The following is a 14,346-nucleotide window of genomic DNA, read 5'->3' as shown; positions in this document are numbered from 1 at the left end:
ACAAAAAAATCGCCCCTAATATCTCCTAAGAGACATCAGGGACGATTTGTGATCGCGGTTCCACCCAGGTTGCCGACAGTCTTGCTGCGGGCCACTTCATTAACGCGTAACCTGCGCAACTGGGCCTTTCGGCAATCTCGAGAAGTGGTTCGGATCAGATCTTGCAAGACTTTCAGCCGCGGCCTTGCTCTCTGTCGGATGATCCTTTATTGCTTCCGTCTTCGATAGCTACATTGAACCACATTGCGCGGCTGGGTGCAAGCGGTTTTCTGAAAATTGCGTTATTCTTTTTTGAATCGCACTTAATTAGCCAACGGATTACGGCGATTTTCTCCGCCAACCGTTACTTCCTTAGCCAGAAAACGAATCCGCTCCATGATGCGTTGGGCTTTTAGCATCTCGGAATTGCCGCGGTCAGTTCCGGCCAAACATTCGGTTAAATCGGCCATGCTTTTGTTGGAGCTAAAGAGCGTCGGCATTTTTTCCTGCATGCGATATTGCAAAATGATGCCAAGCACATCATCCCGCACCCAGGGACTGATACTTTCGGCGCCAATATCATCAAGCATCAGCACTTGCGCGCGTTTGACACTATCGATTTTTTTCAACACCGTATTGCTGCCAATGGCACTTTTCATTTCAACAACAAAGGTCGGGACATGAATCAGCGTTGTGGCAATGCCGCCTTTGCTGGCAAGATCGTTGGCAATGGCACCTAGCAAATAAGTTTTTCCAACACCGAACGGCCCACTCAGGTACAGTCCCTGATGGAAGGCTTTAGGATCGCTAACGACTGACAAAACAAACTGATTTGCGGCCAAAAGCGCATCCATTCGCTCATCGGTCGGATCATAGCTTGTCAAGCTCGCGTCATGAATATCTTTAGGCATATTGACTGAAGTCACCAGCGAAGCCTGCTTCGCCTCTTCGTCAGCCGCAAGCTTTGCATCTGTCGGCTCATACGCGACATCAATCAACCCGTTGGCGACGACCAGTGTGGGTTGATAGCCAGGCGCCAATGGTAATTCACCACGGGCAATCTTGTTACGCTCACTGACGAATTCATAGATTTTGGCCGTGCCGCGATCAATCGCATCATCAGCCAATTCTGCCTCGTGTTGCTTAAGGAAGGTCTGGACATCAGGATCCTGCAAGGCTGCCTTGACCATTTTGAAATACCGCTCCCGCCACTGTCGAGAGTCCATTAACATTGCCAAGCGTTTGCGCATATCTTCCATTAGTTCGTCCCTCCCTTATCACCGAGTTGCCGTAACTTTTCCAGCTGAGCAGCCAACGTCTGGCGATCTGCCTCGCTGACTTTTTTCTTCTTGGGTTGATAGCCTTCCTTAGCCCAATCTGGCAGCTTCTCCTGCCGCACGCCTTTGGTTTGGCTTTGAAAGCGCCTTTTCCCAGTTGCTTTCTGCTCTTCGAACGTATGAATCTGCTGCAACGCTGCTTCCGGGCTCGTCACATTGGCCTTCAACCAGCTGTTGGCAATGGCATCCATCAACGCTTGATTGATACTATCATTTGTTCGGAGAATATAATCAATCAAAATATTAATGGTGGGCGCATCAAAAACGTTGCGTTCACTCAAACTCTGTACCGCGCGCAATTCATTATTGGCTGGATACATCCGGTCATTCTTAGCCTGTTTGGCCGCGGTTAAAAACTGGCGCGGTGGCATACTTTTCGCCCGTTTTAACAGTGCTTCGTCCGCACTGGCCACTTTTGGCGGTTTGGTTGCTACTGGTTGCGCCTTGGTTTGTGGCTGCTGACGGGTATAACTTTGCTCAGCCAGCCGCCGAAGCGCATTCAAGTCAATTTTACCGGTCATCACATCGGTCGCCCGACTGATCAGCCGCGCAAAATCAGGCGGTTGAATCCCGTAAAACCCAGCGATTTGATACAACGCCTCTTGATGTTTAGCTAATTGACCTGACTGAATATTGCTGTTGGCTAACAGCGATTGCAGAAGTTCCCAGTCATAGCCTTCGCCATTACCAAGTCGTGGTAACTGAGGCTGATTTTGATCCATTGCTTTTTTGGCCGCAACCACCGCACTTGGTTCCCCGCTTAAGTTGTGGTCAAAGCGAAACACATCCAAAAAGTTTGCTGTGATCTCCTGCCATTCCGGGCGGCGAACCGGTTTCAGACTGAACTGCGCAACCAATTCGTCATACCGCTTTTCACCGACCTTGTCATACAACAGTAAACCCAACAAATCGTCTTTAAAAAAGGCATCCGGCCGCACTGGCGGGTAAAGCTCGTAGGCATAATAGCGTCCAAGTGAATCAACTTGCGTATAGGTCCGCAATAAGCCGACTGCTTCCAGTTTGACGCGGGCCACGAAAAGTTGATCGATATCGATATCCAGCAAGTCCAACAGCCAGAGTTGTGGGCGCCGATCCGTCACCAAAGCGCGGTCTTTGACCTCCTGCCATAGACTTAGATAAAGCGCCATGGCAATCGGACCCACGAGCGGTTGATAAAGCGAGATGGCGATCTTTTCATCAAAGTCGCTAAAATAACCGGCCTTGGTCAATACAAAGCCTGCTTGGGGCATAAACGTATCCGGACGCTGCATCGCAAATTCACCTCTTTTCAGACAACGGACCTGAGACAACTGCCCCAGGTCCGTTTGTTTCGCAATCACTATTTCTTAGTCTTTTCCTTCTTCATCATATCCTGAAGCTCTTGCATGAAGACGGACATATCTTTGAACTGCCGATATACACTGGCGAAGCGAATATAAGCCACGTCATCAACATCTGCTAGCTTGGACATAACATACTCGCCAATGGCTTGACTGGAAACTTCATTTTCACCAATCGCCCGCAATTGGTTTTCAACCGAGTCAACGATTCCTTGCATTTGCTCCATGGTGACCGGGCGTTTTTCTGCCGCCCGGATCAGTCCTTTCAGAATCTTCTCCCGATTGAACTCTTCTCTGGTACCGTTTTTCTTAATTACCAATAACGGGGTTTGCTCGACTCGTTCAAAAGTCGTGAAGCGAAACCCGCAATTCTCGCATTCGCGCCGGCGTCGGATCGCCCGACCGCCGTCTGTGGGACGCGAATCAACGACCCGCGAACTATTATGATGGCAATGGGGACATTGCACGACTCCACCTTCTTAATCAAAGTTTGATAGCTTATTATAGCACGCGCACGCCGCTTATGATAGGTGCTGCAGCTGGCGAATCAAGGCTTTTGCCTGGGCGATGGTTGCTTCCGGTCGCCCATTATTATCAATAACAAAATCAGCCATAGCCGCTTTTTTTGCCAAAGGTATCTGTGATGCTATCCGTTCCTTGGCTTCGGCTTCTGTCAGACCATCACGGGCCATCAACCGGTCCAACTGAACCTTGGGATCAACGGTTACCACGGCAACACCATCGAATGCATCGGCATAATCGGCTTCGTAAAGGAGTGGAATGTCACCAACCACAATCGCAGCACCGCCAGATTTCGCCTGTGCTAATGCTTGATTAATCGCCGCGCGCAAGTACGGTCGATTAATTTGGTTCAGTGCCTCCAAACGCCTAGGCTGGGAAAAGACAATCTCACCAAGCTTGGCACGGTTAAGCTTACCATCTTCGCGCAGCACTTGTGGCCCGAACGCCTGAACGATACGGGCGAGTGCTGGCCGTCCGGGTTCGACAATCCGGCGGGCAATCACATCTGCATCCACGACTGGAAACCCAGCTGCTTTAAAAACCCGGCTTACCGTTGATTTTCCCGATGCAATCCCCCCTGTCAAGCCTAATAAATAGGTCATGCCGGACGCCTCCTTTGATGCAGAGGTTGGCAGTGGGGACAATAGTGGGTGCCGCGTTGGCCGACTTTGATTTTAACAATGAGTGTGCCGCACCGATCACAAGGCGTCCCTTCCCGATCGTAAACATGCAAGGCATCTTGAAAAGAGCCGCGGTTACCTTCTGCATCAACGTAGGTATGAGCGCTGGTGCCGCCAGCAGCAATGGCCGCATCTAACTCCTTGATAATATTATCATGTAAAGTGTGGATTTCTTTTTTGGTCAGCGTATCAGCTGGCTGCAGCGGGTTCAAGCGACTCAACCACAAAACTTCGTCTGCATAAATATTACCGATGCCGGCAACAACGGTTTGATCCAATAAAACCGACTTGATCGCTTTATGATGGCGTTTTAGTTTTTGGGCAAACGCCGCCTCGTCAAACGTCGCAGGGGTCGGCTCCGGCCCTAATTTTGCCAACGCCGGTACTGATTGTTCCTGACCAGTGTGAATCAAGCGCATGCGGCCAAATTTGCGTAAATCCCGATAGCGCAGTTGACTCCCATCCTGGAATGTAAAGGTGACATGATCGTGCTTGTCAAACGGTGTATGGGCATCACTAACAACGTAATAACGGCCTTCCATGCGTAAATGGCTGACAATCGTTTCGCCGTTGTTCAGCCGAATCAACAGGTATTTCCCGCGGCGATCAATCGTGGTGACAGCAGCGCCCACGACGTCTTTTTGAAAAGTTGGCAAGCCATTAATCAGAATTTTCGCCCAATTCGTACTAATCGCGGTGATCCGTTTGCTTTTGATAAGTGGCAATAATGAACGGCGAACCGTTTCGACTTCAGGTAACTCTGGCATTCCCGATCTCCTTATTTCGCATCAAACCAAGTCGGGCCGTAGTGGCTATCGACTTTCAATGGCACGTCCAATTGTACGGCAGAGTCCATGATTTTAGGCACGAGCTTGCCAAGCTGCTCCATTTCCGCAGTTGGGGCTTCAAAAATGAGTTCATCGTGAACCTGCAACAGCATTTTGGCTTGCAGATGGGCATCGGCTAATGCTTGTTGCATGCGAATCATGGCAACTTTGATAATGTCCGCTGCACTGCCTTGGATCGGGGTGTTCATCGCGGTCCGCTCGGCAAATTTCCGTAAATTAAAGTTACGTGAATGAATTTGCGGCAAATAGCGGCGGCGATGGAACAGTGTCTCGACGTAACCGTCTTCACGTGCCTTTTTAACCATATTGGCCATGTAATCATGAACCTTGGGATACTGTTCGAAATAACCATCGATAAAGGCTTTCGCTTGCTTGCGGGAAATCCCGATGTTCTGTGCTAACCCATAATCACTAATACCGTAGACAATCCCAAAATTCGTCGCCTTGGCCTGCCGACGCATATCCGGCGTGACTTGATCCGGTGAATCCAAGCCAAAAATTTTCATCGCAGTGTTGGCATGAATATCAACGCCATTTTTAAAAGCTTGCTGCATATTCTCGTCACCGGAAATATGGGACAACACGCGTAATTCGATTTGCGAATAATCCGAGCTGAAAATCTGCCAATCCGGATGGGATGGCACAAACGCCTTCCGAATGATTTTGCCTTCGTCTCGTGCTGGAATGTTTTGCATATTCGGATCAACGGAACTTAAGCGGCCGGTCTGGGTTAATGTCTGCAAGTAACGCGTGTGAATCTTGTGATCCGGCATTTGCGCCTTCAATAACCCCACAACATACGTCGAATTCAATTTCGACCAGCCGCGATAATCCAGAATGTCTTGGACAATCGGGCTGGCAGATTTCAGCTCGTTTAGGACATCGACACTGGTGGAATAACCTGTCTTGGTCTTTTTGATGACCGGCAGATTCAGCTTTTCAAATAGGATTTCGCCCAGTTGCTTCGGCGAGTTCAGATTGAACTTGACGCCAGCCTCACCATAAATCTTTTCTTCCAGCACCTTGATGCTTTGTGAAAATTCTGTGCCCATGTCTTTTAAAGTCTGGGCATCAAGCGTGATTCCCTGAATTTCCATTTCTGCCAACACCCGCGCCAATGGCATTTCCATGTCCGTGAAAAGATCAGTCTGTTCCTGCTTAGCCAGATCTTCTGTTAAGTCGGGCCGTAACGCAAAAAGGGCCATCGATTTGCGGGCAAATTGAGCAAATAGCTTTTTATCTTCCGGAACCTGACGCTTGGCTCCTTTACCATAAACATCTTCGTCCCGCGGCAGGTCGTGATAATCATGGTCTTCAGCGATTTTGCCTAAATCATTGCTATTTTCGTCCGGATTGATCAAGTAAGAAGCCAATAAAACGTCAAACGCAATGTCCGCTAACTTTAATCCTAAGCGATGGGCGGCCACAATGTTGCGCTTGCCATCGAATACCGTCAAATCCCGTTTCGAATCACCTAACCACTTGGCAACTTCCGGAATCGTCAGCAAAGAAACGTCCGTGCTGACATAGGTTTCGTCTTTCGTGCCAATAAAAAAGCCAATCTGGTCAGCAATATGATAATTGTCGTCCAACATTTCGATTTCAAAAGTGAGGGGATCCGTGATTTTCGTCAATGCCAGAATGGACTTATCGTCTAACACCGAAAAATGAACCGGCTGCGTGGGTTTAGCCACATCTCCGCCGATCTTTTTCAATAACGAGTTCATGTTCATCTTGGTATAAAATTCCCGCAGTTTAGCTAAATCGGGACCGGAATAAGTGACATCCGCCAAATCGACCGTGACGGGTGCATCGCGATCAATCGTGGCAAGTTGCTTGCTGAGGTAGGCTTTATCCTTGTCATTGATCAGATTCTCTTTCAACTTGGACGTTTTCATCCCGTCAATATTCGCATAAAGGTTGTCAATGCTGCCATACTGCCTCAGCAACTTCAATGCGGTTTTTTCACCGACTTTGGTAACCCCAGGATAGTTGTCAGAGGTGTCACCCATTAAGCCTTTCAGGTCGATGATTTGTGTCGGCGTAATTCCCAGCTTTTCTTTAACATGCTCCGGCGTATACGCTTCAAGTTCATTAACACCTTTAACGGTCACCTGTACCGTCGTCTGATCGGTGGTCAACTGGGTCAAATCCCGATCACCGGTCACGATCGTTGTCTGCCAGCCAGCGTCATCTGCCCGCTTCGCCATGGTTCCGATAATGTCGTCAGCTTCGTAATCTTTTAATTCATAATGCTGAATGCCCATATCGTCAAGCAATTCTTTGATATACGGCAGTTGTTCCAATAACTCACTTGGTGTCTTGGCTCGTCCACTTTTATAATCAGCGTACTTCGCGGTTCTAAACGTTGTCTTACCGGCGTCAAATGCCACCAGCGCCGCGTCAGGCTGAACAGACTTCAAAACAATTTCCAGCATGTTGTTGAACGCGTAAATCGCATTTGTATGCAGCCCATCCTGATTGGTGAACCGGTCGAGCTGATTGTATAAGGCAAAAAAAGCGCGAAACGCAATCGAGTTGCCGTCAATCAGCAATAATTTAGTTTGACTCGTCATATATGAGCTTCCTTTTCTTCTCAGACCACCTCTGAAGATGTCATGAGTTAATTGTCACAATCATTGTACCAAATTCTGAGTTTCTGTGGCGCACGGTTCACATTTGGTGCGCGCCCCTAGCCTTAGGTTTGGACAGAAAAAAAGCTGGCGCTTGGCCAGCTTTTGATTGCATTTAATTATTATTGTTGCCAACGCCCAGAATCTGCAGAATGGCGGTGAATAGGTTCAGGAAATCCAGATAGAGCATCAATGCTCCGACAACAGCCAACGAATTTTCCGAAATAGCCGCCTGACCGTCACTGCCAGTTGTCAGGTACAGGTTCTTTAAACGCTGCGTATCCCAAGCGGTCAAGACGATGAAGATGATCAGAACCGCATAGGAAATCAACATTTGAATACCACTCGAACCCATAAACATGTTAACTAACGACATCAGGATCACGCCAACCAACGCCACTATTGCAATGTTGCCAGCCTTGCTCAAATCACGCTTGCCAAAATGGCCAACCATCGACATGACCAGAAAGACCACTGCCGTTGTTGCCAATGCAACTGCAAGATTCGAGGTCCGCGCAACCATTGCCACACTCGCAAAGGTAAACCCAAAGCTTGCGGACATCAGATAAAACATCAACGTTGCGTAACCCGGACTCGCCTGTGCCCGTCGTCCTGTGACAAAGAAGGACAAAATCAACGGTAAAGCAAGCATAATCCAAAAAACAATTTGGTGGCCACTAACAAAGTTCACGTAATCGGTTTTAAAAGTGACTCCCAGTAAATAACTCACGAGCGCCGTCACAACCAGCCCGCTTCCCATCAACGTGTAGATGCGGGAGAAGAACTGTGTTAAGCCGGCCTCGTTCACAACACGGCGTTCTTGCATATTGCGTTCATTCCTTTCAACTATCTGTATTTATTATAACTGCTATTGTAGCATTTGTCAGTCCGACCATCGACCGATCTTGTGCCATTGGGCTTGATGACTGACAAGGTTCTCAATATCTTGAAGTACAGTGATTTTATTGTAACTTTTAATGACGCAGATAAACAGCAAAAAGCCTCTTCATTCACGCCAAAACGAGTACGAAGAGGCTAACTTTCATAAGAACGCCAATGACACCCCAACTTCGTCATCGAACAGCGTCGGTGCGTCAGGTTACCGTTTGCAGCGTTGAATTGACTGGACTTTCTTGAACCCGGCATAAAGACCGATGCCTAACACGATGCCACCAACCAAAATTAAGTACCACGGTATCGTCGCCGTTGGTGCATCAGGTTTTGATAACGCGCGTAACTTGTCGGCATCTTTCTTTGAAACATTGAACGTCCGCGTCATGTTCCACGTGCGTCCGCTTCCTTTGGCGATCAGGTTCAGCCGATATTTTCCCGGTTCCAACGGTCCTTTATCGAGATTCAACTTGAAATTAAAATTGGAATTCGGCGCCATGTTGATGCGAGTTTTTTCGGATCGATAAAGCGCCTTACCGCCTGATTGGCGATAAAGATAACCGCTCACGTGCAAATTGCGCAGGATGGCTGCTTCAAAGTTCTGGATGTTAGCCCGAATTGCCGGCTGGCCGTGGTCGTTATCCGCTGCCACTTGTCGCAATTTCAAATCCGGTACGACCGGCTGATCGGATTCTGACAACATTAAGCCGACCGCATAAACATAGCGATTGGTTACAGCACCTTTTTCCGTACCTTTATGATCAGGCTTGGCCTTGAACTGCAACCCGCCAAGCACCGTTCCCGAGAAAGGCTTGGCCGGCATTTTTAGGTGAATCTTAACCGTTTGTTGGCTCAAGGCAGGAATCGTCACTTCAGCCGGTAACGTCACAATGTCCTGCAGGTTGACCGGTAAAGTCGAATCAGCCGGTTTAGGAGACTTGCCGTATTCAACGACCCCGTTATCATTGGTGAAAGCTGAGTGGGCAGCCAGCAAAACTGTCAAAGGTGCTGTGTTGCGGTTTTGAATCACGACTTCTAGATCCTGCTCCTGATTCGGTGAGACCCGCAAATCAAAATATGTCTGACTTGTATCCCGCTGGTTAGCCGGCAAAACCGTTTTAACGGTAAACCCGGCTTCATCGGCAGCCAACACCTGTTGTGGGCGCACGCCAATCCAAAAAACAACCAATCCTAAAACCAAGCTCAACAAAAGCCCATTTTTCCTAATCATTCTTCGTCTTGAAACCAGCCCAAAAGGTTAGTTGCCGCGCCAACACTAAGCTTGTCAGACGCCGCTATTTGCACTGGGTCTTATCCTTTCTTTAAAGTTAATCGATCCGTAACCTTTTTCCGACCAAACATGAAACTCGCAATTAAGAGAATGCCGCTGCCCCAAACCATCAAACCATTTTTTATCAATTCGTTTAGGTTAGGCAGATATCGTTCATTTCCACTGTCAGCACGCGATGACGGCGATCCAGATTCGGTCACTTTCGCACTCATAAGTTGTTGCGGCTTAAAGTCAGGCAATGGCAAAGTTTCACCATGTGAGTCGGATGCGTCAACAACGATCTGGACGCGCGCTTCGGTTTCAAAGGTTGCTGACGCCGCAATTTGCCCAGGTTGACTGTTCACCAAGAAGGCAAAAATGAGGAACATGCCTTTGATACCTTTCTTCATCATCTTAACTAAATCGGCGCACTGGTTAGCGTCCATGTCAACTTGGTGGTAAATTCAGCTGACTTCAAGCCCTTCGTCGTGTAACTTTCAGCCGGAACGGTCAATGACACACCTTCCCCTGCCTTAGCCGGATTAAAAAGGTTAATAAAGGTTCCCTTGGCGACATCCTTGTCGTTGACCGCCAAAACATCAGTCGCCTGGCCGTCACCCATATAAACTTTAATGGCTTTACTTAAGCCAAAATGGTTGCTGGCATCACGAGCTTGGCCATCCACAACGCTGCTTTCCAGCAACGTGATGAAAGCATTCTCCAGCTTAACCGTCTTTCCTTGGCTATCCTTTTCCTCTGATTTAAGGTCAGATGCTGATAAACTGACTTTCCAAGCATCTGCCCCCAGCCGCTTATCCGTCACCTGGAAGCGGTTAGGCACCGAAATCGTTTTGCCATCCTGGCCTGTCCACTGATCAGGTTTGGCATAAACCGTTGTGGCAGCATTTGGATCCAGCTTTAACTGGCCAAAATCCAGCTGCGACACATAATCTAACGTCAAGCCTTCCCCGCCAGCGTTTTTGGTGTTGTCGCCATTAGCCACCGTACCTGGCGTCTTGTCTTTTGGGTCAAGTGGATTTAAAACCCTGGTCGGCGCATCTGACTGCATAATTTTGACGCTGCCGTCGGTTGTCACCGTGCGGGCGTCGTCGGCATGAACAACCGCTGAGTTCGCTGCCATCCCCACCGTCAACGCTGCAAGCGCCATGAACTTTAATTTTGTGTGTGTCTTCATTTGTCATCTTCCTCCTGAATAAATTCTTTACTTCTCAGACTGGTGTGTCGCCTAACGTCCATTGCAATTTAAAATCATACGTGTCAGCCGAAAAATCAAACATGTTTTCCGGTATGCGGAGTAGTAATCCTGCTTGTGGGTCATAAGTAAAGCTATGATCGATTTGTGCATTGGAAACTTTCTTAATCCGTTGATTCGTACCCACTTTCAGCGGATATTCATGTGCGTCTTCACGGAAAAACAATAGCGATTGCTTAACCGTTCGCTGCTTGCTGTCGGTCAACGGCGACTGTTGTTGAACATCTAGGGTCCAACTTGTCTTTCGACTCCGACCATCTCTGACTTTAATCGTCATGGTTGATTGATCGCCTACTCTAGGAACTTCAATCCGTTTCCCGTCAATCCGAACACTACCAAAATCAATCACTTTAGGCATTTGAACAAAACTGAGACTGCCTTCGGTGACTTCAATTGGAATTTCGTAGACATAGGCAATTCGTTGATTATTCTTGGCGACGCTGGCTTGGCTGACTTTGAGTTTGATTTTCTTTTTCCCAACCGTCTTTAAGTCAGGCATGTCGATTGACTCAACCTTCACTGACGTCTGTTGCTTGGCAACTTCATTTCTAACAACCTGTTCGACCTTCGATGGATCCGTATGGTTTTCAAATGTTAACGCTGGGAAAACCATTTGATTTAAATCTAACAATCGATAACCTTTATCGGTGACTTCAAACAGCCATTCCTTTTTATTCAGACGTTTGGGCATATTTTGGGCAACACCGTCTTGCATCCAACTTACTTTGTTTTCAGCGTGTTCCACGGCGAGCACGTCGCCGGGATTAGTTGGGGCGATCCGGTTCTTACCCCATTGATCCAGTAATTGTTGCTTTGGCGTATCGCCTTTTGCGGTCATCTCGGCGGCAAGTTGTTTTTGGTCGTAAATCGTCAACATAGCACCGCCACTTGAGTAAAGTGCCACATTTAAATACTGCTCTTTGGGGAAACGATTGTGCACGGCATGATTGTCAGCATCAAGGCCATCCGTTGCCACGATTTGCCACTGATTCTGTTCCTTGACAAGGGCCATGACACCGCCAGCAGTACGAGGGGTCATTTCGTAACCTTTAATGGCAATCGCATGACCATACCCGACTTTCATAGTGTTGGTCGACAAGACGCTCCCGGTGCTGGCATCAAAACGCATCGTCACATCAATGGGATTACCAATTTTGGTCAAGCGTTGATTCTTAGGATTCAACAGCTTATCAATGGCTTGCGGCCGATTAATCGAGAGTTTCTGATCACCCCACTTGATGTCGCGGTCATCGTACTCTTTAGCCGATGCAAGCATCGCACCTAATTTCTCCATCGTGACCGTTTCACCTAAATTAAAGGTGATTGGCCGAGTCGCAAAAGTGGCTCGCTTCACGACTTGAACCGGCACATCATAGGTGGCTTCAACTTCTTTACCACTCATTAATTTTTCGGAAACGACTACTTTTGCCGATGCTTTGCCGACTTTACCGACGTCAGGGTTACTTTCATAACGTTTGATTGTCAGCTTGGCTTTGGATGGTAATTTAAAAAATTCACTCAGCCGCAGATCCATTTCATCTTGAGTGGCGTGAACAGGGATATTGACGCTTTGTGGTTTTAACTGATTCACCTGCATTGGTCGATAACCCTTATCGGTAATTTCAAAATAAAGCTCCTTGGGGCGATTAATCGCCGCCAGTGACTGTTCTTTCGAATCTTGAGTATAACCAATTTTACCTGCCTCATTGGCCACGATGATGACATCACCCGGTTCGACCGGCAATTCACGATTGTTGCCCCACGCATTCAGAAAATCTTGTTTCTTAGCATCACCGTTAAACCAGTTGAGTGATTCTTTTGACAGATTCTTGGTGGTTGCCTGTTTCATATCAACATGGGCAATCGCGGCGAACGGTTTCCCCTTAAACTGGTCATTGAGTGGGTCATTGTCATTGGAAGCACCGGATGTAGCGATGACTTTTAAGCCGTCATCATTCAACAACCCGTATGCACCACCGGCATCACGCGATTGGCCAGCTTCGTCACCCTGGCCACGAATAACAATGGCGTTACCATAGGTTGCCGTTGCTGTCTGCGTGGATTGAATGTGACCCGTATTCGAGTTGAATAGAAATGGCGCCGGCAACTTCTGGAACAGCACGTCAATCCGCCTATTATTGGCATTCAGCTTGTCCTTTATTGCCTGCGGTAGCACCAATTCGATTTGATCATCCACCCAAGCAACCGGGGTGCCATCAAGTTGGTTGGCGCTGACAAACATGCGTTTTAAATTTTTCGCCCGCCACTGTTCACCTAGAACAAAATGACCGTCCCTAGCTTTAATGTCGCCAGCCGGAATCACATTTAAGTCGACTTCATAGTCAAAATCCGCAACTCGATCTTCCTCTAGCACTTCAAAAGTTCGGACGAATGCTTTGGTTTTACCGGGCTCGCTAACATCCGGTCGGGTTCTAAACCGCTTAGCAACGATATTGTATTTAATGCCGAGCGCCTTAGGGAACGTTGCATCCAATTCCGCATCAGTCGCGTTTTGTGGCACATCGACAACTCTGGTTTCAAGCTGGTTCACTTTCATCGGTTTAAACCCTTGTTTCGTAATTTGGAAGAAAACCGCTTTCTTAATATTAGGATATTCAGCTTCCGACAACGTATGCACCTGTGAATCTTTGGCATAGCTGATTTTTCCTTCAACATTTTCCACTTTAATGATGTCGCCCAGTTGAACAGGTTGCACGCGATTTAAGCCCCACTGATTCAAAAAGTCCTGCTTCCTGGTATTCCCGGTTGCACCCGCGGTATTGTCTTGAAAAAAGCCTAAATTCAAAAATTTGTGATCCCGCATCGAAATATATTCAAACCGACCATAAAACTGATCACCAAAATGCTGATTGATCTTCCCGTTGTCACTACTACCGCCGGATGTAGCGATCACTTTTAAAACACCATCCGGATCACTGTCAACCAAGGACAAAACGCCCATGGCATTGCGATTTGTCGACGTTTCTCGGCCATTAACAATAATGGCATTGCCATATTTGGCAGTTGCCGAGCCAACGCCCGTCACTTTGCCTGTGCGTGAATGAAACAGCAAATCAATCTGTTGCTTGTTGTACAACACGTCAATTCGCTTATTGGGTTCATTCAACCCCATTTGCCGTGTCGCGCTCTGGACCTTGTCAGGAATTGTTGGCCAAATATTCGAATTGGAATATGGGACACTGGTGCCATCAGCTTCATAAGCACCCTTCATCCACCGTGATCTTGTCTGGGTACTAAAATACTCGCCTAATGTAAACACTGCATCCTGTCCCTCAATTCTTGCCCCGGGCAGTAGCAGTCTTGCTGATAAGGCTGGGCTGGCCGTTTTGCTTAAAGGCACCATCGCTGGTTGCTTCAGCTTGCCATACTGTGTAGTTCCGTTCTTACGGTGATCAGCGGCTTTAACCGTATTCGCAATCCGGTCTTTAAACTGCATTTTTGGATTGCCTTGCTCCTCAAACGCCAAAAATACGCAACTGACACATACACCGGTAAACAGCGCTAATAGCACGAAACACCATCTTATGTGCTTTGACGGCACCTTTATCACTC

General features: G+C 47.8%; 11 protein-coding genes. All 11 read right to left on the bottom strand.

The genetic code is table 11. The features are described from left to right. Positions 1-302 precede the first annotated feature (302 nt). Positions 303-1,238 (bottom strand): primosomal protein DnaI, encoded by a 936-nt coding sequence (dnaI, locus tag GSO_RS00635; RefSeq protein ID WP_010487872.1) that lies wholly within the window; start codon positions 1,236-1,238, stop codon positions 303-305. Continuing rightward, entirely contained in the window at positions 1,238-2,587 is a 1,350-nt protein-coding gene (locus GSO_RS00630; RefSeq protein ID WP_010487871.1) for a replication initiation and membrane attachment family protein, read from the bottom strand. The genes dnaI and GSO_RS00630 overlap by 1 nt, the downstream gene beginning before the upstream one ends. A gap of 68 nt (positions 2,588-2,655) precedes the next feature. Further along, positions 2,656-3,123, bottom strand: coding sequence for a transcriptional regulator NrdR (gene nrdR, locus GSO_RS00625; RefSeq protein WP_005687991.1), 468 nt, complete (start codon positions 3,121-3,123; stop codon positions 2,656-2,658). Between the two features lie 54 nt (positions 3,124-3,177). After that, entirely contained in the window at positions 3,178-3,780 is a 603-nt protein-coding gene (coaE, locus tag GSO_RS00620; RefSeq protein WP_010487870.1) for a dephospho-CoA kinase, read from the bottom strand. Then, complete coding sequence (gene mutM / locus GSO_RS00615) at positions 3,777-4,625, bottom strand: bifunctional DNA-formamidopyrimidine glycosylase/DNA-(apurinic or apyrimidinic site) lyase (RefSeq protein ID WP_010487869.1); 849 nt, start codon at positions 4,623-4,625, stop codon at positions 3,777-3,779. The genes coaE and mutM overlap by 4 nt, the downstream gene beginning before the upstream one ends. A gap of 11 nt (positions 4,626-4,636) precedes the next feature. Continuing rightward, positions 4,637-7,282 (bottom strand): DNA polymerase I, encoded by a 2,646-nt coding sequence (gene polA / locus GSO_RS00610; protein ID WP_010487868.1) that lies wholly within the window; start codon positions 7,280-7,282, stop codon positions 4,637-4,639. Positions 7,283-7,454: 172 nt separating this feature from the next. Further along, complete coding sequence (locus tag GSO_RS00605; protein ID WP_010487867.1) at positions 7,455-8,165, bottom strand: Bax inhibitor-1/YccA family protein; 711 nt, start codon at positions 8,163-8,165, stop codon at positions 7,455-7,457. A 273-nt stretch (positions 8,166-8,438) separates the two neighbouring features. After that, complete coding sequence (locus GSO_RS00600; RefSeq protein ID WP_044112371.1) at positions 8,439-9,461, bottom strand: WxLIP family cell surface protein; 1,023 nt, start codon at positions 9,459-9,461, stop codon at positions 8,439-8,441. 80 nt (positions 9,462-9,541) lie between these two features. Continuing rightward, positions 9,542-9,913, bottom strand: coding sequence for a hypothetical protein (locus tag GSO_RS00595; RefSeq protein WP_138117784.1), 372 nt, complete (start codon positions 9,911-9,913; stop codon positions 9,542-9,544). 5 nt (positions 9,914-9,918) lie between these two features. Further along, positions 9,919-10,695, bottom strand: coding sequence for a WxL domain-containing protein (locus GSO_RS00590; protein ID WP_010487864.1), 777 nt, complete (start codon positions 10,693-10,695; stop codon positions 9,919-9,921). Between the two features lie 34 nt (positions 10,696-10,729). Next, positions 10,730-14,230 carry a hypothetical protein gene (locus tag GSO_RS00585; protein ID WP_010487863.1) on the bottom strand — a complete coding sequence of 1,167 codons (3,501 nt, stop codon included), beginning with the start codon at positions 14,228-14,230 and terminating at the stop codon, positions 10,730-10,732. Positions 14,231-14,346: the final 116 nt, after the last annotated feature.

The sequence above is a fragment of the Lacticaseibacillus zeae DSM 20178 = KCTC 3804 genome (genome assembly GCF_000260435.1).
Classification (GTDB): Bacteria; Bacillota; Bacilli; order Lactobacillales; family Lactobacillaceae; genus Lacticaseibacillus; species Lacticaseibacillus zeae.
This window is presented reverse-complemented; position numbering and strand designations above follow the sequence as displayed.